At 66.0% G+C, this 22,440-nt stretch carries 18 protein-coding genes; 12 read left to right on the top strand and 6 right to left on the bottom strand.

Annotation, left to right across the window (positions count from 1 at the left end; all coding sequences use genetic code 11):
* Positions 1–132: 132 nt before the first annotated feature.
* Together KUV74_RS13880 and KUV74_RS13875 are read left to right on the top strand one after the other, a co-directional pair.
* On the top strand, positions 133–1,536 hold the full coding sequence (locus KUV74_RS13880; RefSeq protein WP_222516612.1) for an aspartate aminotransferase family protein: 1,404 nt from the start codon (positions 133–135) through the stop codon (positions 1,534–1,536).
* Positions 1,533–3,029, top strand: coding sequence for an aldehyde dehydrogenase (locus KUV74_RS13875; protein WP_222516611.1), 1,497 nt, complete (start codon positions 1,533–1,535; stop codon positions 3,027–3,029). The genes KUV74_RS13880 and KUV74_RS13875 overlap by 4 nt, the downstream gene beginning before the upstream one ends.
* Positions 3,030–3,251: 222 nt before the next feature.
* Here the strand turns inward: KUV74_RS13875 and KUV74_RS13870 are convergent, their stop codons facing one another.
* The 4 genes from KUV74_RS13870 to gatC all read right to left on the bottom strand — a co-directional run bounded on the left by KUV74_RS13870 (position 3,252) and on the right by gatC (position 7,133).
* Positions 3,252–3,803, bottom strand: a complete 552-nt coding sequence (locus tag KUV74_RS13870; RefSeq protein WP_045993048.1) for a cupin domain-containing protein — start codon at positions 3,801–3,803, stop codon at positions 3,252–3,254.
* A gap of 73 nt (positions 3,804–3,876) precedes the next feature.
* Positions 3,877–5,331: an Asp-tRNA(Asn)/Glu-tRNA(Gln) amidotransferase subunit GatB gene (gene gatB, locus KUV74_RS13865; RefSeq protein ID WP_222516610.1), complete on the bottom strand. Its 1,455-nt coding sequence runs from the start codon at positions 5,329–5,331 to the stop codon at positions 3,877–3,879.
* Complete coding sequence (gene gatA, locus KUV74_RS13860; RefSeq protein WP_045993050.1) at positions 5,331–6,791, bottom strand: Asp-tRNA(Asn)/Glu-tRNA(Gln) amidotransferase subunit GatA; 1,461 nt, start codon at positions 6,789–6,791, stop codon at positions 5,331–5,333. The genes gatB and gatA overlap by 1 nt, the downstream gene beginning before the upstream one ends.
* Positions 6,792–6,845: 54 nt before the next feature.
* Complete coding sequence (gatC, locus tag KUV74_RS13855; protein WP_045993051.1) at positions 6,846–7,133, bottom strand: Asp-tRNA(Asn)/Glu-tRNA(Gln) amidotransferase subunit GatC; 288 nt, start codon at positions 7,131–7,133, stop codon at positions 6,846–6,848.
* A gap of 177 nt (positions 7,134–7,310) precedes the next feature.
* On the opposite strand from gatC, the gene KUV74_RS13850 reads away from it, so the two are divergent.
* The 7 genes from KUV74_RS13850 to tldD all read left to right on the top strand — a co-directional run bounded on the left by KUV74_RS13850 (position 7,311) and on the right by tldD (position 17,550).
* Positions 7,311–8,348, top strand: a complete 1,038-nt coding sequence (locus KUV74_RS13850) for a rod shape-determining protein (RefSeq protein WP_045993052.1) — start codon at positions 7,311–7,313, stop codon at positions 8,346–8,348.
* A 77-nt stretch (positions 8,349–8,425) separates the two neighbouring features.
* Positions 8,426–9,322 (top strand): rod shape-determining protein MreC, encoded by an 897-nt coding sequence (mreC, locus tag KUV74_RS13845; protein WP_045993053.1) that lies wholly within the window; start codon positions 8,426–8,428, stop codon positions 9,320–9,322.
* Positions 9,322–9,810 carry a rod shape-determining protein MreD gene (gene mreD, locus KUV74_RS13840; protein WP_045993054.1) on the top strand — a complete coding sequence of 163 codons (489 nt, stop codon included), beginning with the start codon at positions 9,322–9,324 and terminating at the stop codon, positions 9,808–9,810. Before mreC ends, mreD begins: the two co-directional genes overlap by 1 nt.
* A gap of 46 nt (positions 9,811–9,856) precedes the next feature.
* Positions 9,857–10,507 carry a Maf family protein gene (locus KUV74_RS13835; RefSeq protein WP_222516609.1) on the top strand — a complete coding sequence of 217 codons (651 nt, stop codon included), beginning with the start codon at positions 9,857–9,859 and terminating at the stop codon, positions 10,505–10,507.
* 200 nt (positions 10,508–10,707) lie between these two features.
* Complete coding sequence (gene rng / locus KUV74_RS13830; protein WP_124803768.1) at positions 10,708–12,171, top strand: ribonuclease G; 1,464 nt, start codon at positions 10,708–10,710, stop codon at positions 12,169–12,171.
* A 4-nt stretch (positions 12,172–12,175) separates the two neighbouring features.
* Positions 12,176–16,102 carry a YhdP family protein gene (locus KUV74_RS13825; protein WP_222516608.1) on the top strand — a complete coding sequence of 1,309 codons (3,927 nt, stop codon included), beginning with the start codon at positions 12,176–12,178 and terminating at the stop codon, positions 16,100–16,102.
* Complete coding sequence (gene tldD / locus KUV74_RS13820; RefSeq protein ID WP_222516607.1) at positions 16,099–17,550, top strand: metalloprotease TldD; 1,452 nt, start codon at positions 16,099–16,101, stop codon at positions 17,548–17,550. The genes KUV74_RS13825 and tldD overlap by 4 nt, the downstream gene beginning before the upstream one ends.
* Before the next feature lie 140 nt (positions 17,551–17,690).
* Here the strand turns inward: tldD and yjgA are convergent, their stop codons facing one another.
* The gene (yjgA, locus tag KUV74_RS13815) at positions 17,691–18,194 is read right to left on the bottom strand and encodes a ribosome biogenesis factor YjgA (RefSeq protein ID WP_045993059.1); all 504 of its coding nucleotides are present in this window, start codon (positions 18,192–18,194) and stop codon (positions 17,691–17,693) included.
* Between the two features lie 150 nt (positions 18,195–18,344).
* Here yjgA and pmbA point away from each other — a divergent pair, with 150 nt between their 5' ends.
* The 3 genes from pmbA (at position 18,345) to KUV74_RS20890 (ending at position 21,085) form a co-directional block, all read left to right on the top strand.
* Positions 18,345–19,685, top strand: a complete 1,341-nt coding sequence (gene pmbA / locus KUV74_RS13810; RefSeq protein ID WP_045993060.1) for a metalloprotease PmbA — start codon at positions 18,345–18,347, stop codon at positions 19,683–19,685.
* Between the two features lie 174 nt (positions 19,686–19,859).
* Positions 19,860–20,918: a DUF1214 domain-containing protein gene (locus tag KUV74_RS13805; RefSeq protein ID WP_222516606.1), complete on the top strand. Its 1,059-nt coding sequence runs from the start codon at positions 19,860–19,862 to the stop codon at positions 20,916–20,918.
* Positions 20,919–20,962: 44 nt separating this feature from the next.
* A complete protein-coding gene (locus tag KUV74_RS20890) occupies positions 20,963–21,085 on the top strand; it encodes a hypothetical protein (RefSeq protein ID WP_261395434.1) in 123 nt (40 codons plus the stop codon).
* Here KUV74_RS20890 and KUV74_RS13800 read toward each other — a convergent pair.
* Positions 21,082–22,356 carry an O-acetylhomoserine aminocarboxypropyltransferase/cysteine synthase family protein gene (locus tag KUV74_RS13800; protein ID WP_108132884.1) on the bottom strand — a complete coding sequence of 425 codons (1,275 nt, stop codon included), beginning with the start codon at positions 22,354–22,356 and terminating at the stop codon, positions 21,082–21,084. The genes KUV74_RS20890 and KUV74_RS13800 overlap by 4 nt on opposite strands.
* Between the last annotated feature and the right edge of the window lie 84 nt (positions 22,357–22,440).

Below are 22,440 nucleotides of genomic sequence, written 5' to 3'. Positions count from 1 at the left end.
TCGTGGACGGTAAATCAGTAGCTTATGGTTTTTTTATGAGGAAATGCTGCGCCGGGCTTGGCTTTCACGAGAAGGGTGGTTATGTTGAGTAAACCATAACAAAGCAACTCACCAATATCGGGAGACTTGGCCATGACCTCGCCAGGCGCCGCACGGCTCAAAGAGCTCGATCGCGAACACCATCTGCACCCCTTCACCGACTTCAAGGCGCTCGGGGAGGAAGGCAGTCGTATCATCGTTGACGCCGAGGGGGTCTACATCCAGGACGCGGATGGGCATCGCATCCTCGATGGCATGGCGGGGCTCTGGTGCGTCAACCTCGGCTATGGGCGTCAGGAGTTGGTGGACGCCGCCAGCGAGCAGCTCACCCAGCTGCCGTACTACAACAATTTCTTCAAGACCACTCATCCACCGGCGGTGGAGCTTGCCGAGACCCTGTGTCGACTGGCACCGGCGCACATGAACCGGGTGTTCTTCACCGGTTCCGGCTCCGAGGCCAACGACACCGTGCTGCGGATGGTGCGTCGCTACTGGGCGCTAAAGGGCCAGCCAGACAAGCAGTGGATCATCGGTCGCGAAAACGGCTATCACGGCTCCACCGTGGCCGGCATGAGCCTGGGCGGCATGGCGCCGATGCATGAACAGGGTGGTCCCTGTGTGCCGGGTATTACCCACATCCGTCAGCCTTACTGGTTCGGCGAAGGGCGAGATCAGACTCCGGAGGCCTTCGGTCGTGCCTGCGCCGAGGCGCTCGAGGCGCGTATCCAGGAGCTGGGGTCCGACAAGGTCGCGGCCTTTATCGCCGAGCCGGTACAGGGTGCCGGCGGCGCCATCATTCCCCCGGACAGCTACTGGCCGGCGATCAAGGAGGTGCTCGAGCGCCACCAGATCCTGCTGGTAGTCGACGAGGTGATCTGTGGTTTCGGGCGTCTGGGCGAGTGGTTCGGCAGCGTCCACTACGACCTCAAGCCCGACCTGATGCCGATCGCCAAGGGGCTGTCCTCCGGCTACCTGCCGATCGGTGGCGTACTGGTCGGTGATCGTGTCGCCGACACCCTGATCGACGAGGGCGGCGAGTTCTACCACGGCTTCACCTACTCGGGGCATCCGGTGTGCGCCGCGGTAGCGCTCAAGAACCTTGAGTTGATGCAGGCCGAAGGCGTGGTCGAGCGGGTGCGTGATGATCTGGGGCCTTACCTGGCGACGCGCTGGAAGTCCCTGGAGTCCCACCCGCTGATCGGCGAGGCGCGCTCGCTGGGTCTGATCGGCGCCCTGGAGATCGTCGCCGACAAGGACAGCGGCAAGCGCTTCGACAAGTCGCTGGCGGTGGGCAACCTGTGTCGCGATATCTGCTTCGAGACAGGCCTGGTGATGCGCTCGGTGGGAGACACCATGGTCATTTCACCGCCCCTGGTGATCAGCCACGACGAAATCGACGAACTGGTGCGTCTGGCCCGGGAGGCGCTGGACGAGACGCTGCGCCGGCTGACCGCCCAGGGCGTCGAGATCACCGCCGCCGAGGAGGCTGATGCATGAGTCGTCCCCTCGACAAGGCTGGCTGGAAGGCCCTGGCCGACACCCTGACGGCGCGGCTGGAAACCCGCGCCTATATCGATGACCGCTTCGTCGATGCCGCCGGCGGCGAGACCTTCGAGACCATCAACCCCGCCACGGGGGAAGTGCTGGCGCGGGTCGCAAGCTGTGATCAGGCCGATGCCGAGCTGGCGGTTGCCCACGCCCGGCGCGCCTTCGATGGTGGTGAATGGTCGCGCCTGGCGCCGACCCGGCGCAAGCGGGTGCTGCTGCGGCTGGCCGAGCTGATGGAGGCCCACCGCGACGAACTGGCGCTGCTCGACACTCTGGACATGGGCAAGCCGATCTCCAGTGCGCTGGGTGACATGGCCGGCGCCATCGGTGCGATGCGTCACCAGGCCGAATCCATCGACAAGCTCTACGGTGAGGTCGCGCCCACCGGCGAAGAGGCGCTCGCGCTGGTGCTGCGCGAGCCGATCGGGGTGGTGGCTTCCATCGTGCCCTGGAACTTCCCGATGATGATGACCGCCTGGAAGATCGCACCGGCCCTGGCCGCCGGCAACAGCGTCATCCTCAAACCGTCGGAGAAGTCGCCACTGTCGGCGCTGCGTCTGGCTGCCCTGGCCCAGGAGGCTGGCCTGCCGCGAGGCGTGCTGCAGGTGTTGCCGGGCTATGGTCACACCGTGGGCAAGGCGCTGGCACTGTCGATGGACGTCGACTGCCTGGCCTTCACCGGCTCCACCGCGGTCGGCAAGCAGCTGATGCAGTACGCCGGTCAGTCGAACCTCAAGCGGGTCTATCTGGAGTGCGGTGGTAAGAGCCCCAATCTGGTGTTCGCCGACTGCAAGAATCTCGCCCAGGTGGCGCACCACGCCGCCGAGGCGATCTTCCACAACCAGGGGGAGGTGTGTATCGCCGGTTCGCGGCTGCTGGTCGAGAACAGTGTGCGCGAGGCCTTTATCGAGCACCTGCTGGCGGCGGCCGAGTCGATGCAGCCGGGGGATCCGCTGGACCCGTCGAGCTTCATGGGGGCGATTGTCGATGCGACCCAGCACCGCCGCATCCTCGACTTCATTCGCCAGGGGCAGGAAGAAGGCGGACGGCTGCGTGCCGGCGGCGAGGCGTTCGACGGGCCGGGGCTGTTCATCCAGCCGACGGTGTTCGACGGTGTCACCGAGGACATGACGATCGGGCGTGAAGAGATCTTTGGCCCGGTGCTGTCGGTGTTCGGCTTCGACAGCGAAGAGCAGGCCATCGCCCTGGCCAACGACTCGGTCTATGGGCTGGCCGCCGGGGTGTGGAGTCAGGACGTCGACCGCATCATGCGGGTCAGTCGTCGTCTGCAGTCGGGCCAGGTGTTCGTCAACAACTGGGCAGGCGGGGATCAGAGCGTGCCCTTCGGCGGGGTCAAGCAGTCCGGCAATGGCCGCGACAAGTCGCACCACTCGCTGGCCGAATACACCGAACTCAAGAGCGTCTGGATCGCCTTGAGCTAGACTTCCGGTCCGATGTCATCAACGCGCACTGATGGGAGATGACTCCCTGATTGGCCACGCCTTGCGTGGCCTTTTTTGTGGTTTTCGGGACGGGCCGTGCCTATGAGTCGACGCCGGCGTGTCCGAGCGCCGCTAGAAGGCTCGAGCCGGGGTGGTGCAACTGACCAGATGGCAGGAACTGGGCGGGCGCCGCTAAGCCTACGCCACGGTATTCGCCGCTAGCTAGAAGGCTCGAGCTGGGGTGGTGCAGCTGACTAGCCGACAGAGGGTCTCGCTGGGGTTGCGAAAGCGGTGGGGCACGTTGGTGTCGAAGTAGTACGCCTCGCCGGCACCCAGCACCCGGGTCTCGGCACCGATGGTGATCTCGATCTCGCCCTCGAGCACCACCCCGGCTTCCTCGCCCTGGTGGGTGATCATCTCGCGGCCGGTATCGGTGCCCGGGGGGTAGGTCTCGATCAGAAACGACAGGGCGCGTGACTCGCGGTTGGCGCCCACCAGCTTGAACACCACGTCGCCGCTGCCCATGTCGGTCAGTTCGTCGGCGCTGTAGAACACCTGGTTCTTGCTCTCCAGATCCATGGTGAAGAAGTCGCCGACGCTCATCGGGATGGCGTCGAGGATCTTTTTCAGCGAGCTGACCGAGGGGCTGACCTTGCCCTGTTCGATCAGCGACAGGCTGGAATGGGTTACCCCGCAGCGCTTGGCCAGCTCGCGCTGGGAGATGTTGCGCAGGTTTCGCAGGGCCCTCAGGCGGGTACCGACATCGTCCGACATCGCGGGTTCCTTGGGTAAAGCCAGTGGAAGCCGGCGATGGCGCTGCCATCGCCGGTGGTCGCCGTAGCGCCCATCAGCACAGGGCGTCGAGCTTTTCCTTGAGCAGGGCGTTGACCTGCTGGGGGTTGGCGGTGCCGCGTGAGGCCTTCATCACCTGGCCGACAAAGTAGCCGATCATCTTGCCGCGCTTGTCGGGCTCGGCGTCACGGTACTGGGCCACCTGGGCCGGACTGTCGCTGATCACCTGGTCGACCATGGCCTCGATGGCGCCGGTGTCGGTGACCTGCTTCAGGCCCTTGGCCTCGATGATGGCGTCGGCGCTTTCGCCTTCACCGTTCCACAGCGCCTGGAACACCTGCTTGGCGGCCTTGCCGTTGATGGTCGAGTCGATCACTCGCTTGACCAGGCCGCCGAGCTGCTCGGCGCTGACCGGGCTGTCGGAGATGTCCAGTCCGTCACGGTTGAGCGCGCCGGATAGCTCGCCCTGGACCCAGTTTGCGGCCTGCTTGGCGTCGCCACAGATGTCCTTGACCTGCTCGAAGTACTCGGCCATCTCGCGGCTGGCCGACAGCACCCCGGCGTCGTAGGCGGACAGTCCCAGCTCGCTCTGGAAGCGCGCGCGCTTCTCGGCGGGCAGCTCGGGCAGGCTCTCGCGCAGGTGGTCGACGTAGGCGCAGTCGAGCACCACCGGCAGCAGGTCGGGGCAGGGGAAGTAGCGGTAGTCGTTGGCTTCTTCCTTGGTCCGCATGCTGCGGGTCTCGTCGGCCTCGGGGTCGTAAAGGCGGGTTTCCTGCACCACCTTGCCGCCGTCCTCGATCAGCTCGATCTGGCGCTCGACCTCGTAGGCGATGGCGCGCTCGACGAAGCGGAAGGAGTTGACGTTTTTGATCTCGGCACGGGTGCCGAATTCCTGCTGACCCTTGGGTCTGACCGAGACGTTGACGTCACAGCGCATCGAGCCTTCGGCCATGTTGCCGTCGGAGATGCCGAGATAGGTGACGATGGAGTGGATCGCCTTGAGGTAGGCCGCCGCCTCCTTGGCCGAGCGCATGTCCGGCTCCGAGACGATCTCCAGCAGCGGCGTGCCGGCCCGGTTCAGGTCGATGCCGGTCATGCCGTGGAAGTCCTCGTGCAGCGACTTGCCGGCGTCTTCCTCGAGGTGGGCGTGGTGCACCCGGATGACCTTGTTCTCGCCGTCCTCCAGGCAGATCTCCACTTCGCCGGCGCCGACGATGGGATGGTACATCTGGCTGGTCTGGTAGCCCTTGGGCAGGTCGGCGTAGAAGTAGTTCTTGCGATCGAACACCGATACCTCGGGGATCTCGGCGTGGATGCCGAGGCCGAATTTCAACGCCATCGCCACCGCCTGCTCGTTGAGCACGGGCAGCACGCCGGGCAGGCCCAGGTCAACGGCATTGGCCTGGGTGTTGGGCTCGGCACCGAAGGCGGTGGAGGAGCCGGAAAAGATCTTGGAGCGGGTCGCGAGCTGGACGTGCACCTCGAGACCAATGACGGTTTCCCACTGCATCAGGAGTTCTCCTCGGTCATCTCGGGACGCTTCAAATGCCAGTCGGTGGCCTGCTGGAACTGGTGAGCCACGTTGAGCAGACGGGTCTCGGCGAAGTGGGTGCCGAGGATCTGCAGGCCCACCGGGCGCTTGCCGGCGAAGCCCGCCGGAACGCTGATGCCGGGGATGCCCGCCAGGTTGACGGCGATGGTGTAGATGTCCTGCAGGTACATCGAGACCGGGTCCTTCTGGGCGCCCAGGTCGAAGGCCGGGGTCGGCGCGGCGGGGCCCATCAGCACATCGACCTCTTCGAAGGCGTCGAGGAAGTCCTGTCGAATCAATCGGCGAACCTGCTGGGCCTTCTTGTAGTAGGCGTCGAAGAAGCCTTCGGACAGGGTGTGGGTGCCGATCAGGATGCGTCGCTTGACCTCCTCGCCGAAGCCCTCCGCGCGGGAGCGCTTGTACAGATCGATGAGGTCCTCGGGGTTATCGCAGCGATGGCCGAAGCGCACCCCGTCGTAGCGCGACAGGTTGGAGGAGGCCTCCGCCGGCGCGATCACGTAGTAGGCCGGGATGGCGTAGGCGGTGTGGGGCAGGCTGACCTCGCGCACGCTGGCGCCGAGCGATTCGTAGACCTTGATCGCTTCGCCGATGGCCTGGTTGACGCCGGCATCGAGGCCGTCGCCGAAGTATTCCTTGGGCAGGCCGATCTTGAGGCCGGACAGCGGCGCGCTGAGCTCCTCGGTGTAGTCGGGAACACCGCGGGCCACGCTGGTGGAGTCGCGCACGTCATGGCCGGCGATGACGTTGAGCAGGTGGGCGCAGTCTTCGGCGCTGCGGGCCATGGGGCCGCCCTGATCGAGGCTCGAGGCGTAGGCGATCATGCCGTAGCGCGAGACCCGGCCATAGGTCGGCTTGAGCCCGGTGATGCCGCAGAAGGCTGCCGGCTGGCGGATCGAGCCGCCGGTATCGGTACCCAGTGCCGCCGGCACCAGGCCCGCGGCGACGGCGGCGGCGCTGCCGCCGGAGGAGCCGCCGGGGACGGCGTCAAGATCCCACGGGTTCTTGACCGGGCCATAGAAGCTCGACTCGTTGGAGGAGCCCATGGCGAATTCGTCCATGTTGGTCTTGCCCAGGCTGACCGTGCCGGCGGCCTTGAGCTTTTCCACCACGGTGGCGTCGTAGGGGGCGACGAAGTTGTCGAGCATCTTCGAGCCGCAGCTGGTCTTGACCCCCTGGGTGCAGAAGATGTCCTTGAGTGCCAGCGGCACGCCGGTCAGGCGGCCGGCTTCGCCGCGGGCGCGGGCCTGGTCGGCGGCTTCGGCGGCCTCGAGAGCCTGGTCGGCGGTGACGCTGACGAAGCTGTTGAGTGTGCCGTCGAGGCGGTCGATGCGTCCGAGCAGATCCTGGGTCAGCTCGCGACTGGAGATCTCGCCGGCGTCGAGCGCCTGGCTGATCTCGGTCAGTGTCCTGTCATGCATGGGCCTGGCTCCCTGTATGCGTGAATCCAATGTCGAGAAGGGTGGGGCGCGGGGTCACTCGACGACCCGCGGCACCAGGTACAGGCCATTCTCGACCTGGGGAGCGCAGCGCTGGAAGTGCTCGCGCTGGTCGTTCTCGGTGACCTCGTCGGCGCGCAGGCGCTGGGTGGCATCGAGGGGGTGAGCCAGCGGGGCGACGCCTTCGGTGTCGAGCGCCTGGAGCTGATCGACCATCTCCAGGATCCGGCCGAGATCGTCGTGATAGTGGGCTGCGTCATTCTCAGAAAGGTCGATCCGGGCCAGGTGAGCGGCACGGAGGACCTCGGCGTGTTCAAGCGCCATGATCAATTCCTCGACGGAAGGGGTCCATGAAATGACCGCAGAAGGTACCACATTCGCGCGTCGTCGGGCAGGTCTTGCCGGTCAAGGGAGACGCGCATCACGCTTGCCGCTAGGGGGGGTCAGTGATACCGTTTGCGTCCGCACAGGGTTTCCGGTCTGCACTAGGTATCTTTATCCATGTTCAAACGTTTACGAGGTGTGTTTTCCAGCGATCTGTCGATCGACCTGGGGACGGCCAATACGCTCATCTATGTGCGTCATCGCGGGATCGTCCTGGATGAACCCTCCGTGGTCGCGATTCGGCAGTCCGGCAACATGCGCAGCGTTGCTGCGGTCGGCGCCGATGCCAAGCGCATGCTGGGCCGCACCCCCGGAAACATCACCGCCATTCGTCCGATGAAGGACGGCGTCATCGCCGACTTCACCGTGACCGAGCAGATGCTCCAGTACTTTATCCGCAAGGTGCATCAGAGCACCTTCCTGACGCCGAGCCCCCGGGTCCTGGTGTGCGTTCCCTGCATGTCCACGCAGGTCGAGCGTCGCGCCATCAAGGAGTCCGCCGAGGGCGCTGGTGCCCGTGAAGTCTTCCTGATCGAGGAACCCATGGCCGCGGCCATCGGGGCCGGGCTGCCGGTGGAAGAGGCGCAGGGTTCGATGGTTGTCGACATCGGTGGTGGTACCTCCGAGATCGCCATCATCTCGCTCAATGGCGTGGTCTATTCCGAGTCCATCCGCATCGGCGGCGATCGTTTCGACGAGGCCATCAGTTCCTATGTACGGCGCCACTATGGCAGCCTGATCGGCGAAGCCACCGCCGAGCGCATCAAGGAAGAGATCGGCTGTGCCTATCCGGGCGGCGAGCTGCGCGAAATCGACGTGCGCGGTCGCAACCTGGCCGAAGGCATTCCGCGCAGCTTCACCCTCAATTCCCACGAGATCCTCGACGCCCTGCAGGAGCCGCTTGGCTCCATCGTGTCGGCGGTCAAGAGCGCCCTGGAACAGTCACCGCCCGAGCTTGCATCAGACATCGCCGAGCGCGGCCTGGTGCTGACCGGTGGTGGCGCGCTGCTGCGTGATCTGGACAAGCTGATCGCCGAGGAGACCGGCCTGCCGGTGGTGGTCGCCGATGACCCGCTCACTTGCGTGGCACGTGGTGGCGGCAAGGCGCTGGAGATGATCGATCAGCACACCTTCGAGCTGCTCTCCAGCGACTGACGACGTCTGGCCCAGGACCTCCAGGGAGTCGGCCTATCAAACCGCTGTTCTCGCATGGCTCCGTGCCCGGGTACCGCATGCTGTTGTGTGCGGTGCTCGCGGGCGGGCTGATGTTTGTCGATACCCACTTCACCCGAATGGAATCGGTGCGTGCCCAGTTGTCGACGCTGGTGGCGCCGATCCAGTGGGCCGTCAGTCTGCCCAGTGACGTGCTCAACTGGGGCGCCCTGGCGCTGTCCGAGCAACGCTCGCTGGTGGAAGAGAACGCGCGACTGCGCGAGCAGCTGCTGACCCTGTCCCATCGGGTACAGCGCATGGCCAGCCTGACCGCCGAGAACGTGCGCCTGCGCGAGCTGCTCGACGCCGCCCGGGATCACGAGGTGCCTTACCTCACCGCCGAACTGCTGTCGCTGGATCCCGACCCCTTCACCCACCAGATGGTGATCGATCGTGGCCGCCGCGATGGCGTCTATGTCGGTCAGCCGGTGATGGACTCCTCCGGTATCGCCGGTCAGGTCAGCGAGCTTTCCGCCTACTCGAGCCGCGTGCTGATGCTTACCGATGCCAGTCACGCCTTGCCGATCCAGGTCAATCGCAACGGGCTTCGCTTCATCATCCAGGGTACCGGCAGCTACGACGCGCTGAAGGTGCTGCACGTGCCGGATACCGCCGACATTCGCGTCGGTGACCTGCTGATGAGCTCCGGCCTGGCCGGACGCTTTCCTGCGGGTTATCCGGTGGCCAGGGTCAGCGACGTCAGTCACGATCCTGGCGAGCCCTTCGCCACGGTCAGCGCCGCTCCCGTCGCCCAGTTGCAGCGCTCGCGTCACTTCCTTCTGCTGTTTCCGCCGGAGCCTGCGCTCGACGTCTCGCGAGGACGCTGGCACCCGGAACTGGACCCCGAGGCCGTCGAGGCAGCCCGCCGCCTGGGTGAGCTGTTGACGCCCCCCGAGCAAGACGAGGAGGACGACTGATGGCCGCTACCCCTCGCGTCAGCCTGGTGTGGGTATGGTTGACCCTGTCTCTGGCGCTGTGTCTGCAGGTCATGCCCATGGCCGACGGCTGGCAGGTCTGGCGGCCCGACTGGCTGGGCCTGATGCTGTTGTACTGGTGCATGGCACAGCCCGACCGGGTGGGCGTCTTTCATGGTTTCGTGCTGGGCCTGCTGCTGGACCTCATCGAAGGGGCGCCGCTCGGGCAGAGCGCGCTGACGCTGTCGTTGCTGGCCTTCCTCTCGGCGCTGGTATATCCCCGCTTCAGGACCTACTCGCTGCTCCAGCAGGCGGTGCTGATCTTCGTCCTGCTGGGACTGGTGCAGTTGGTGGAACAGTGGCTGCGTACCCTGTTCGGCCCGTTTTCCATGCACCTGTCGTTTCTGATGCCATCGTTGATCGGGGCGGCGCTGTGGCCTTGGCTGGCGACCCTGTTCAAGGCCATCGGCCGGCGTTCCGCCAAGACCTGAATCCCTCATGACCTGAGCCCCCACGAAAGCGTTGGAGACGCAAGCAATGAGTGAGCCCCTCGATGCTGATGTGAATTCCCCGGTGCTGCGCCTGGCCTCTGCCTCGCCCCGGCGGCGTGAGCTGCTGGCGAGCATCGGTGTGGCGGTGGAGATCGCGCCGGTGGATATCGACGAGACGCCGCATCCTGATGAAGCGGCCCGGGATTACGTCGCCCGCCTGGCCCGGGCCAAGGCCGTGGCTGGGGCAGAAGCCGAGACTGGGTCTGAGTCCAGGTCCAGGCGTGAGACGGGCCTCGACTTGCCGGTGCTGGGCTCCGACACGTCGGTAGTGCGCGACGGCGAGATTCTCGGCAAGCCTGTCGACGCCGAGGACGCCTTTGTCATGCTGCGCTCGCTGTCCGGGCGCTGGCATCAGGTGATGACCTCGGTGGCGGTCAGCGGACCCGCCGGGGTGCTCGAGGCAACGGTCGTCAGCGATGTGCTGATGCGTGAGCTCCAGGGCGACGAGATTCGCAACTACTGGCGCACCGGTGAGCCTGCCGACAAGGCAGGCGGTTACGCCATCCAGGGGCTCGCCTCGATCTTCGTCGAGCGCGTCGAAGGCAGCTATTCCGCGGTGGTGGGGCTGCCGCTCTACGAGACGGCGAGCCTGCTGCGCCGACAGCGCGTGCCTGTGTGGAACGGCGCTTTATTGTGACTGTGTCGTGAGGCTGTCGTGAGGGTGGCGTGAAGGTGTAGTGGCGCCGCCGCTCGACGAGACGGCGAGCCACCCGCTGGGCCACCGGCAGGCGTGTGCTGCTTCAGTCGAGCCGGACGGGAGGTCCGGCGCCAGCGCCATCGCAACCGCCAGCGGCTATGTCATAATGGCGCGAGACATCAAAGGACAAGGACTGCCGAATGAGTGGTGAAGTACTCATCAACCTGACGCCCATGGAAACCCGCGTGGCCGTGGTGGAGAACGGCGTGCTGCAGGAGGCCTTCATCGAGAGGGCCAGGCGTCGTGGCATCGTCGGCAATATCTACCAGGGCAAGGTGGTGAGGGTACTGCCCGGCATGCAGGCGGCCTTTGTCGATATTGGCCTGTCTCGTGCAGCCTTCATTCACGCCCACGATGTCGGTGAGCACAGCGCCAACGGTGATGACCAGCCGTCCATCTCGCAGCTCTTGCATGAAGGCCAGTCGCTGGTGGTTCAGGTCACCAAGGACCCCATCGGCTCCAAGGGCGCTCGCCTGACCACCCACTTGTCGGTGCCGTCGCGCTACCTGGTGTACATGCCGGACTCGCCTCATAACGGCGTGTCCCAGCGCATCGAGGACGAGACCGAGCGCGAGCGCCTGCGCGGTCTGGTCGAGGAAGCCGCGGCCGAGCAGCAGATCGAGGTCACCGGTGGCTTTATCGTGCGCACCGCCGCCGAGGGCGTGACGCTCGAGGAGATGGTCGCCGACATGCACTTCCTGCTGCGGCTATGGCGCAAGGTCAGTGAACGTCGGTTGACCGCGCCGGCGCCCAGCGTCATCTACGACGATCTGCCATTGTTCATGCGCACCCTGCGCGACGTCATGCGCGACGATATCGAGAAGGTGCGCATCGACTCCCGCGAAAACCACGTCAAGCTGGTCGAGTTCGCCGAGGAGTTCATGCCCTCGGCGGTGGGACGCATCGAACATTACGCCGGCGAGCGACCGATCTTCGACCTGTACAGCGTCGAGGACGAGATCCAGAAGGCGCTGGCGCGCAAGGTCCAGCTCAAGTCCGGCGGCTACCTGGTGATCGACCCCACCGAGGCGATGACCACCATCGACGTCAACACCGGCGCCTACGTCGGTCACCGCAACCTCGAAGAAACCATCTTCAAGACCAACCTCGAGGCGGCCACCGCCATCGCCCGTCAACTGCGTCTGCGCAATCTCGGCGGCATCATCATCATCGACTTCATCGACATGGTGGACACCGAGCACCAGCGCCAGGTGCTGAGGATGCTCGAGAAGTCGCTGGAACGGGATCACGCCAAGACCAAATGCACCGGCGTCACCGAGTTGGGGCTGGTACAGCTGACCCGCAAACGCACCCGTGAAAGCCTCGAGCAGACTCTGTGCGAGCCGTGTCCTTCCTGCCAGGGCAGGGGCACCCTCAAGACGCCGGAATCGGTGTGCTACGAGATCTTTCGCGAGATCCTGCGTGAAGAGCGCGCCTACAACGCCGAAACCTACGCGGTGCTGGCCTCCCAGGCGGTGGTGGATCGACTGCTCGACGAGGAGTCGGCAGCGGTCGCAGATCTCGAGGAATTTATCGGCAAGACCATTCGTTTTCAGGTCGAGACCCACTATTCCCAGGAGCAGTACGACATCGTGCTGATGTGATCCGATGAGGCCGATCCGCCTGCTGACTCGCTGGTTGTTGACGCTGGTGGCGGTAGTGCTGGCGATGGCCGCGCTGCTGTCGCTGGTGCTGCGCGTGTCGCTGGGCCAGGTCGATCGCCTCGAGGATCGACTGGTCGAGATGATAGCGTCGCGCTTCGAGGCGGAGACCCATCTGGTGAGTCTCGAAGGCAGTCTGCACGGCCTCGACCCCGGCTTGACCCTGGACGGGCTGCGACTCGAGGCCGAAGACGCCACGGGCAGCTATCCGTTGTTGCAGGTCGAGCGCGGTGAAGTGCGCCTGGACACCCTGGCGAGCCTTGACGAGGGGCTGCCGGTGGTCGACAAGGCCCACTTCCAGGGCGTCACCCTCCACCTTTATCAGGACCGCGAACGTCGTTGGCTGTGGCCACAGCCGGCGCGTATCCCCCCCGAACTGATGCCCGAAGGGCAGTTTGACCTCGAGCGTCTGGACTTCTGGGTCGGCGTCATGCTGCGCCAACGTGCCTGGGTCGATGACCTGCGCGTGGTGCTGCACGGGCGCCGCGAGGTGACCACCCTGCATGCGCCGCGGCTGTTGATGACCGGCGATGAGATGCGCACCCATATCGAGGGTGAGGTATTCATCGAGGATCGCGACGCCGAGGCCATGGAGATCGTCATGGCCTTGACGCCGGGCAGTCGCGAGGCGAGCAATTTCAGCGCCGCCCTGCAGGGCACCATGCAGCTCGACAGCCTGACCGGCTTGTCACGACTGATCGGCATCGAGGACGTGCTGCGTTTCGACGAGGCCAGCGGGGACGCCACCGTCTGGGCGCGCTGGGACAATGGACGCCTGGCGGATGTGCGCCTCGATGTACTGGCACCGCGCCTGGCGCTCAATCAGCGCGACGAGATGGCGACAGCCGTCGCCCAGGAGATGGGCGAGGGCTCGCCTGGCGGCATCGTGCTCAATGGGGCCGAATTGCGCGGTCAGTGGCTGAGACGCGACGTCGATGACTGGGAGGCCTGGTTCGAGGGTGACGCCGAAGACGTGAGCTGGACCGGCGACGACGGCGAAACCGCGCCGGAAGGTGGCGCCTTGCCCCAGTACTGGCACGTGGCCAGCCGCGAAAACGGCTGGTGGGCCAACGCCAGCGGCTTCGAGTTGGGCGCACTGGCGCAGTGGCGTGAGCGTCTGCGCCTGCCTGAGGGCCTGGCTCGGGCGGTGGACGCCTTGAAGCCCCGCGGTCAGGTGACCGGGCTGGGCTTTGGCAGGCTCGATGACGAGTGGCGTGCCCGGGTCAGCGCGCTGGGGGTCGAGGTCGACCCCTGGGAGAGTGCGCCCGGCGGCGGCCCGCTGGATGTCTGGGTGGAAGCCGACGGCACCCGTGGTCGAGTGGACTTCGTCGACGCTGGCCAGGCATCGATGCATTTCCCTGAGCTGTTTGCCGCCCCCATGCAGCTCGACTACGCCACCGGCGAGGTGATCTGGTCCTACGACGGGCCGCGCAGCTTCGTCAGTGGACGCGACCTCAAGGTCGGCTGGCGCGACGCCGAGGTGGAAGGGGGCTTTGGTCTGGCCATCGCCGCCGATCGTCGCGGCGGCTTCGGTCTTGAGCTGGACATGCGCGACGTCAACGCCCGGGATATCGCCTTGAGCGAGTGGTTGCCGATGCCGCTGTTGCGCAACGATGTGGACGCCGAACTCGCGGACTGGCTGGCCAGTGGTCTGGCCGGGCGGGTGCCCCAGGGGCAGTTGCGCCTGCACGTGCCGCTGCGTGAGCAGGACGACCTCGACAGCGAGAAGCTCGACAGCAGTCTCAGCCTGGATCTGGATATCGTCGAGGGGCGGGTGCCCTACGCCGAAGGCTGGCCGGCGCTTACCAACGTCAGTGGCCACCTGTCCGTCGAGGATGACAGTCTGGAGGCGCGCGTCGACCATGCCGAGAGCCAGGGCGTGAAGACCGAAGGCGCCAGCGTCAAGCTGGCCGACGAGGTACTCAGCGTCGAAGGGCCGCTGTCGGCGTCGCTGACGCAGTTGCTGGCATTTCTCGAAGAGATGCCGGTGGAGGGCGCCGAGGCCGCCACTAACTGGCGCGGTGAGGGTAGTGTGACTGGCCAGTTGTCGCTGTCGCTGCCGATGGCCGACCCGGACGCCCTGGACCTGAAGGTCGAGGCCGACGCCCGGGCGTCGAGGGTCGTGCATCAGGGCACCGAGCTCGAGTTCGAGAACGTCAGCGGTCCCCTGACCTGGTCCCAGCAGGGCGAAGAAGGTGGATTGTCCGGTCGTCTTGAGGGCCAGGTGCTCGGTGGTAGCGTGGCGGCCGACCTTCAGGGCCGCAACGATAGCGTGGCGCTGTCCGGACGCGCCGAAGCGCCGGCGCTGCTGGACTGGGCGGGGCTCGAGCCTGGGGTACTGCTGTCGGGCTCCTTCCCCTGGCAAGGCCGGCTTGAGCTCGATGCCCAGCGTCTGTCGCTGGAAAGCACCCTGGAGGGGCTGTCGATCGCACTACCGGCACCGCTGGGCAAGCGTGCCACCCAGACGGTACCGCTCAAGCTGGACCTGAGCCTCGGCGATTCTCCGGTGTTGAGCGGCCAGTACGGGCGCGATGTCGGCGCCCGTTGGCGCGCCGCCGGGCCCGGCGGCAGCCAGGGTCAGCTGTGGGTCGGTCGGGCGGCACCTGGCGCTTGGCCCGCTGAGCCGGGCTGGTCGGTGCTGGCCTATCTGCAGCGACTCGATCTGGGCGCCTGGGCCGACGCCCTGAAGCCCTTGGCCGGTGCCATGCCGGAAGGCGGCTCCAGTGGCGGCGGCGGGGCGGGACTGTCACGCCTGGAGGCCCGCACCGACTGCCTGAGCGACGGCGATCGTTGTCTGGGCACGCTGACCATCGACGCCAGTCCCCGCTTCAGCCGAGGCGCCAGGCAGTGGCAGGCGGCGCTTGGCGGAAGCCTGGTCGACGGCCAGGTGACCTACCGCCCGGGTGTTGCACAGCCACTGGTGCTCGATCTCGATCGACTGGTGCTGGACAGCTTGATTCCCGAGAGCGGGCAAACGGCGGTTCAGGGTGCCGAGTCCGGCTCTTTGTTCGGTGAGCTTGAAGTCACCAGCGCGCCTGCGGCCTTCCCGCAGCGAGTGCGCGAGCTGCCCGACGGACGTCTCACCATCGACGATATCGTGTACCAGGGCAATCGGGTCGGGCCCTTCAACGGCGCATGGCGTTCCAGCAGTGATCGGCTGTCGGTCGAGCCGGTATCCCTCACCCTGGGCGAGGTCACGGCAGAAGGGTCGCTGGTATGGGAGGCCTCCGGTAGTCAGGCCAGCCTGACGCGCTCGCGACTGGCGCTCACCGGTGGCGATCCCGGGACCGCGCTGGCGGCGCTCGGGCAGGACGTGGCGGTACACGCTGAAAGACTCGACGTGGACAGTCAGCTGGCCTGGCCGGGGGCCCCCTGGCAGTTTGCGCTGGCCCGATCACGCGGTAGCCTGAACGTCGATATGGTCGACGGGACCTTTGCCAATATCAGCTCGCCCTCGGCCAAGGTGGTGGGACTGCTCAACGTCGACAACCTGCTGCGGCGCCTGCGTCTGGATTTCTCGGACGTCACCGGTGAGGGTACCGCCTTCGACCGTGTCAGTGGTGCCGCGACCCTGTATGGTGGAGTGTTGGAAACCGAAGGGCCGATTCGTATCGATGGCCCCGCCACCGACTTTACCCTGGACGGCTCCGCCGACCTGGCGCGACGTCAGCTCGACCTGATGCTCGGCGTGACCGTGCCGGTCAGCAACAACCTGCCGCTGGCAGCCGTGGCCGTAGGGGCGCCCGTCGTGGGCGGTGCCCTGTTTGTGGCCGACAAGCTGTTCGGCGACGTCATCGACCGGGTGACGCGAATTCACTATCTGGTGCAGGGTCCCTGGACCTCGCCCCGGATCACTCTGGAAAGTGCTCAATGACATCTCAAGCTGCATCCTTCGATGAGGCCGTGGCCACCCTGTTGACCCCGGGAGGCCTCGATCTCGGCGGTCTCGACACGGGTCTCCGGCACGCTCTGGGCCCTGGCATCGACTACGCCGATCTGTACTTTCAGCGGACCTGGCAAGAGGGCTGGGTGCTGGAGGACGGCGAGGTCAAGGAAGCCAGCTACAACATCGACGGTGGCGTCGGGGTGCGCTCCATGGCCGGCGAGAAGACCGGCTTCGCCTACTCCAACCAGATCAACGCCGATGCCCTGGCCGAGACGGGCCGCACCGCTTCGGGCATCGTGCGCAGCGGCGCCACCCTGACCCAGGCGCCACGCATCCAGGTCAGTGCCGAGCCGCGCTACGCGGGCATCGACCCGCTGTCAGGGCTGTCGGCCGAAGACAAGGTCGCCATGCTCAAGCTGGCCGACCGGGTGGCCCGGGCTGCCGATCCCAGCGTGTCCCAGGTCAGCGCCTCGCTGTCCGGCGTCTACGAAGTGGTACTGGTCAGCGCCAGTGACGGCACCGTCGCCGCCGACGTGCGCCCGCTGGTGAGGCTCAATGTCAGTGTCATCGCGGTCAAGAACGGCCGGCGTGAACGCGGCAGTGCCGGTGGTGGCGGCCGCTACCCCATGGCGAGGCTGCGCGACGAAGGCGTCGCCGAGACCTACGCCAGGGAAGCGGTGCGTCAGGCGCTGGTCAACCTGGAGGCGACCGATGCCCCCGCCGGACAGATGCCGGTGGTACTGGGGGCCGGCTGGCCCGGCATCCTGCTGCACGAGGCGGTGGGCCATGGCCTCGAGGGTGACTTCAATCGCAAGGGCAGCTCGGCCTTCGCCGGCCGTATCGGCGAGCGAGTGGCGTCGCCCGGCGTTACCGTGGTCGACGACGGCACCCTGATGGATCGCCGTGGTTCGATGTCGGTGGACGACGAGGGCACCCCCAGCCAATGCACCACCCTGATCGAGGACGGCATCCTTACCGGCTACATGCAGGACAAGCTGAACGCCCGCCTGATGGGCATGGCGCCCACCGGTAACGCCCGTCGCGAATCCTTCGCCCATATGCCGATGCCGCGCATGACCAATACCTACATGCGCGCCGGCATGGACGACCCCCAGGACATCATCAAGAGCGTCTCGCGCGGGCTTTACGCGGTCAGCTTCGGCGGCGGCCAGGTGGACATCACCTCGGGCAAGTTCGTGTTCTCGGCGAGTGAAGCCTACCTGATCGAGGACGGTCGGATCACCGCGCCGGTCAAGGGGGCGACGCTGATCGGCAACGGCCCCGAAGCGATGGGCCAGGTCTCGATGATCGGCCACGACATGGAGCTGGACACCGGTATCGGGGTGTGCGGCAAGGAAGGACAGGGGGTGCCGGTGGGCGTCGGTCAGCCGACCCTCAAGCTCGACGAGTTGACCGTGGGTGGCACCCAATCCTGATACAGCCGAGGCAAGCTGGCTGAGCGACAAGGCGGCGCCGACAGAGGTGTCGGCGCCAAGGCGGAGCCTGCAGGACCCAGGCGCTGTCCGAAAAGTCGACGAGCGCAGGCACTCGTCAGACTGGCCCTCGAGCCCGGCGGTTAGATCCCTGCGGTATCACGCAATAGCTTGTAGAGCCGCTTGGCGTTGGTGGGGGGCTTGTTCTGCTCGCGCTCCTTGCGGGCGTTGCGGATCAGCTGACGCAGCGCCTGGCGATCGGCCTGGGGATAGTCTTCGAGGAAGGGTTCGACGGCGTCATCACCTTCTTCGATCAGGCGATCACGCCACTTTTCCAGGCGCAGGAAGGCATGGTCGCGCTGGACCTGGGCCTTCTCGATGTCGTCGAAGACCGCCTGGATGGCCTCCAGGTCTTCCTTGCGCATCAGCTTGCCGACGTACTGCATATGGCGGCGTCTGGCCTCGCGGGCACGAATGCGGTCGGTCTCGTCGATGGCGCGAAGCAGATCGTCCGACAGCGGGAAGCGGGCGCGCTCCTCGGGCTTCATCGCGATGAAGCGCTCGCCCAGCGCCTGCAGCTCGTGCATCTCCCGCTTGAGCTGGGACTTGCTGGGGCGGTCGTCGGGGGAAAGGTCATCCTGGGTCATACCGGGTCCCTGGTGAAGGCATCGGGGAAAATCGAAAAGGCGGTGGTCGCGCCGGGCGCGACGTCCGCGAAAGTATACCAGCCTGTGGCGCCCGAGGCGCCGCAGGATGACAGTCTCAGCCGACCCCTATGGTCGGACAAGGAGTACAAGATGACACAGGCGTTTGATGCCAGAGCCCAGCAGGCGGTGCTGGAAAGTCGTGCCGAGACCGCGCTCGAGCTTGCTCGGCGACTGGGTGCGGATGCCTGCGAGGTCGGCGCCAGCGTCGATCAGGGCACCGGTGTAAGCGTGCGCGAGGGCGATGTGGAGTCGGTGGAGCTATCCCGCGATCAGGGCATCGCCGTCACCGTCTATCTGGGCAAGCGCAAGGGCAGCGCCTCGTCCACCGATGCCAGCGACGCCTCGATCAAGAGCGTGGTCGAGAAGGCCATCGCCATCGCCCGCTACACCGGCGAGGATCCTGCCTCCGGGCTTGCCGACGCCGAGCTGATGGCGACCGAGTTGCCGGATCTCGACGTCCATCACCCCTGGGCGCTGGACACGGACAAGGCGATAGAGCTGGCGCTTGCCTGCGAGGCGGCGGGCCTGGCCGAGCCGGGTATCCGCAGCTCCGACGGCGCCAGCCTGTCGAGCGGCGAGGGCGTTCGCGTCTACGCCAACAGCCATGGTTTTCTCGGCAGCCAGCGCGGCAGCCGTCACTCGCTTTCCTGCCTGCTGATCGCCGAGGACGCATCCGGCATGCAGCGGGACTACGACTACACCAGCGCCCGGGATCCACGGGCGCTGCGTGACCCGGCGGAGGTCGGCCGCAGCGCCGCCGAGCGTACGCTACAGCGCCTCGGGGGGCAGCGCCCCCAGACCGGGCGTTTTCCTGTGATGTTCGACCCGACCCTGGCAAGCGGCCTGATCGGCCACCTGATGTCGGCCCTGGCCGGCGGCGCCATCTACCGCGACGCCTCCTTCCTGTGTGGCCGCCTGGGTGAGACTCTGTTTCCCGAGTGGTTCAGCCTCGCCGAGCAGCCGATGCTGGTGGGTGGCATGGCCAGCAGTCCGTTCGACGGCGACGGCGTCCAGACCCGCAACAATCGCTTTATCGAGCAGGGGCGTCTGGCCAGCTACATGCTGTCGGCCTACAGCGCGCGTCGGCTCGGTATGCAGACCACCGCCAACGCCGGCGGGGCACGCAACCTGCGCCTCGAGGCGCCGCTGGAAAGCCGCGAGGCGCTGCTCTCGAAGATGGATCGGGGCGTACTGGTCACGGAGCTGATGGGGCAGGGCGTCAACGGCGTCACCGGTGACTATTCCCGCGGTGCGGCCGGTTTCTGGGTCGAGAACGGCCAGATTCAGCATCCCGTCGAGGAGTTCACCATCGCCGGCAACCTGGCAGGCATGTTCCAGGGTCTGGTGGGACTGGGGGATGATATCGATACCCGTGGCAGCATCCACAGCGGTAGCTGGTTGATCGATGAGATGACCATCGCCGGTAGCTGACAGTCTCTGGAAACGTCAATTCACTGCTTACTGAATAGTGAGACCTTCGGCGGCCCTCGGGGCCGCCGTTTTCATGCCGTTGAGTCCTTCGTGCCGCGAAGACGCTATGCTGAGCCAGAGGCAGGGCTCTGGCCGCCAGGGCTCGCGACCGACAATCGGGGTGCGGGGATGACAATGAAGCGGTTTTCCTGGCTGCTGCTGGCAATGGCAAGCGGCCTGGTCTCGAACGCAGTGGCAGCGACCGCAGAGGCCACCGAGCCATCCAGCTCGGACGGTGCGGTCAATCTGGATACCTATGTGCGGGCGCAGACCGACACCCACTTCCAGAACTATGCCGATGATGGCTATTTTGGCAGCCTGCGCCATGACCGCGCGCCGTTGCCGGTGGACGCCGAGGTGGTTCGGGTCAATCGGGATATCCTGCACAGCGTCGGCGTCTTTGATCTGGCCTCACCGGTGACCTTCACCGCCCCGGCCAGCGCCACCCGACTGCAGTCCATGCAGGTGGTCAACCAGGACCACTACACCCCGATGATGGCCTACGGCGGACGCGAGATCGTGCTGGATGAAGAGAGCGTCGGTTCGCGCTATGCCTTGGTCATGTTCCGTACCCAGGTGGACGCCGACTCGAGCGCGGACATCGCCGAAGCCAACGCGCTGCAGGATGCCATCGAGTGGTCCCAGGATGACGCGGGAGAGCTGTCATTGCCCGAGTGGGATATGGAGCGGCTGGGCGAGGTAAGAGAGGCGGTGCTTGGTCTGTCGCCCTTTATCTCCGGCAGCCACGGCATGTTTGGCGCCGAAGACAGCGTCGACCCGGTGCGGCATCTGTGGGGGACGGCCGCGGGTTGGCTGGGCCAGCCCATCGAGGACGCCTACTACGTCACCGTCAGCCCGCTTCACAATGATGGCGAGACGCCTCAGGTGCTGATTCTGCCGGTGGACGTGCCGGTTACCGGGTTCTGGTCGGTGACCGTCTACGATGCCAGAGGGCGTCTGATCGAGGGCGCCGAAGGGGCGCACTCCCTGACCAGTGTCGAGGCCGACGCCAACGAGGATGGTTCGGTAACCCTCCACTTTGGCGGCGACCCCCAGGCACCCAACCATCTGGCGATCGCCCCGGGATGGACGTATACCTTACGCTTCTACCGCCCGGCCGAAGCCCTGATCAAGGGCGATTGGCTGCCGCCGTCGCCGACCCCGGTGGGACTACCAGTGCCGGGCTCTGGCTAGATATAAAGCTCGGGCTGGATAGAAAAAGAGGAACGTCCATCCCTGTGGATGGACGCTGTCACCAACACCTGCTGCGCTTCTACCGCCCGGCCGAAGCCCTGATCAAGGGCGATTGGCTGCCACCTTCTCCCACCCCGGTGGAATTGCCGGTGCCGGGCTCGGGCTAGCCCTGAGACGCCTTGAGCGCCTGGTCCAGGTCCGCCATCAGGTCGTCGACATGCTCGATGCCGACAGACAGGCGCACCATGTCCGCGGTGACCCCGGCGGCGGCCAGTTCCTCGTCATTGAGCTGGCGATGGGTGGTCACCGCCGGAATCGCCGAGCAGGTCTTGGCGTCACCGATATTGACCAGTCGAAGGATCAGCCCGAGCGCGTCGTAGAAGCGCACCCCGGCGTCTCGTCCGCCCTTGATGCCGAAGCTCAAGATGCCGGAGGCCTGGCCGTTCATGTAGCGCTTGGCCAGCTCGTGGTCCTTGTGATGTGAAAGGCCAGCGTACTTGACCCAGGACACCGCCTCGTGGCCCTCGAGGTACTCGGCGATGGTCTGGGTGTTGGCACAGATGCGCTCGATACGCAGCGCCAGTGTCTCGAGACCCTGCAGCAGATTCCAGGCGGCCTGGGCGCTGAGGGCCGCCCCCATGTTGCGCAGTGGCACGACCCGGGCGCGGGCGATAAAGGCCGCGTCGCCGACGTCTCGGGTATAGCTGATGCCGTGATAGGAGGGGTCGGGCTCGTTGAGCAGCGCAAAGCGTTCGGCATGGCTGGCCCAGGGGAAGCGACCGGAATCGACGATCACGCCACCCACGGTGGTGCCGTGGCCACCGATATACTTGGTCGCGGAGTGCACCACGATATCGGCGCCGTGTTCGATCGGGCGCCACAGGAAGGGCGTGGCCACGGTGTTGTCGACGATCAGCGGGACACCGTTGTCGTGGGCCACCTGGGCGAGTGCGGCGATGTCCACCACACTGCCCGAAGGGTTGCCGATACTTTCGCAGAACACCGCCTTGGTACGCTCATCGATGCGATCGGCGATGCCGGCGAGGTCGTCCTTGTCGGCGAAGCGGACCTCGATGCCCTGGCGCGGCAGGGTGTGGGCAAAGAGGTTGTAGGTACCGCCGTAGAGTTCGCTGATCGAGACGATATTGTCGCCGCTTTCGGCAAGCGTCTGGATGGTATAGGTAATGGCGGCCATGCCGGAGGCCACCGCCAGGCCCGCGATACCACCTTCCAGGGCGGCCACGCGATTTTCCAGCACCGCGCAGGTGGGGTTCATGATGCGCGAATAGATGTTGCCCTCGACCTTGAGATCGAACAGGTCGGCGGCATGCTGGGCATCATCGAAGGAAAACGATGTGGTCTGGTGGATCGGGACCGCGACAGAGTGCTGGTCGTCAGGGGCGTAGCCGTGGTGCAGGGCGAGGGTTTCGCGTTTCATGGCAGTTCCTTTGATGGCGGTTCCTGGTCGGCCAGGGGAGCGCCTGATGGCGTCTTGAGGTCGGGTCTGTCAGCCTAAGCCGCG

It is taken from the genome of Halomonas sp. DP1Y21-3, from assembly GCF_019801245.1.
Classification (GTDB): Bacteria; Pseudomonadota; Gammaproteobacteria; order Pseudomonadales; family Halomonadaceae; genus Halomonas; species Halomonas litopenaei.
The sequence above is the reverse complement of the archived record's forward strand: the minus strand, read 5'-3'. Positions and strand labels throughout refer to the sequence as shown.

Bases quoted from the DNA above. Each gene is read 5' to 3' on its own strand.
- KUV74_RS13880 (WP_222516612.1), top strand. From the start codon at position 133: ATGACCTCGCCAGGCGCCGCACGGCTCAAAGAGCTCGATCGCGAACAC.
- mreD (WP_045993054.1), top strand. From the start codon at position 9,322: ATGGCCGCTACCCCTCGCGTCAGCCTGGTGTGGGTATGGTTGACCCTG.
- yjgA (WP_045993059.1), bottom strand. From the start codon at position 18,194: ATGACCCAGGATGACCTTTCCCCCGACGACCGCCCCAGCAAGTCCCAG.
- KUV74_RS13805 (WP_222516606.1), top strand. From the start codon at position 19,860: ATGAAGCGGTTTTCCTGGCTGCTGCTGGCAATGGCAAGCGGCCTGGTC.
- gatB (WP_222516610.1), bottom strand. From the start codon at position 5,331: ATGCAGTGGGAAACCGTCATTGGTCTCGAGGTGCACGTCCAGCTCGCG.
- KUV74_RS13825 (WP_222516608.1), top strand. From the start codon at position 12,176: ATGAGGCCGATCCGCCTGCTGACTCGCTGGTTGTTGACGCTGGTGGCG.
- gatA (WP_045993050.1), bottom strand. From the start codon at position 6,791: ATGCATGACAGGACACTGACCGAGATCAGCCAGGCGCTCGACGCCGGC.
- gatC (WP_045993051.1), bottom strand. From the start codon at position 7,133: ATGGCGCTTGAACACGCCGAGGTCCTCCGTGCCGCTCACCTGGCCCGG.
- KUV74_RS13875 (WP_222516611.1), top strand. From the start codon at position 1,533: ATGAGTCGTCCCCTCGACAAGGCTGGCTGGAAGGCCCTGGCCGACACC.
- KUV74_RS13850 (WP_045993052.1), top strand. From the start codon at position 7,311: ATGTTCAAACGTTTACGAGGTGTGTTTTCCAGCGATCTGTCGATCGAC.
- KUV74_RS13835 (WP_222516609.1), top strand. From the start codon at position 9,857: ATGAGTGAGCCCCTCGATGCTGATGTGAATTCCCCGGTGCTGCGCCTG.
- tldD (WP_222516607.1), top strand. From the start codon at position 16,099: ATGACATCTCAAGCTGCATCCTTCGATGAGGCCGTGGCCACCCTGTTG.
- KUV74_RS13870 (WP_045993048.1), bottom strand. From the start codon at position 3,803: ATGTCGGACGATGTCGGTACCCGCCTGAGGGCCCTGCGAAACCTGCGC.
- rng (WP_124803768.1), top strand. From the start codon at position 10,708: ATGAGTGGTGAAGTACTCATCAACCTGACGCCCATGGAAACCCGCGTG.
- pmbA (WP_045993060.1), top strand. From the start codon at position 18,345: ATGACACAGGCGTTTGATGCCAGAGCCCAGCAGGCGGTGCTGGAAAGT.
- mreC (WP_045993053.1), top strand. From the start codon at position 8,426: ATGCTGTTGTGTGCGGTGCTCGCGGGCGGGCTGATGTTTGTCGATACC.
- KUV74_RS13800 (WP_108132884.1), bottom strand. From the start codon at position 22,356: ATGAAACGCGAAACCCTCGCCCTGCACCACGGCTACGCCCCTGACGAC.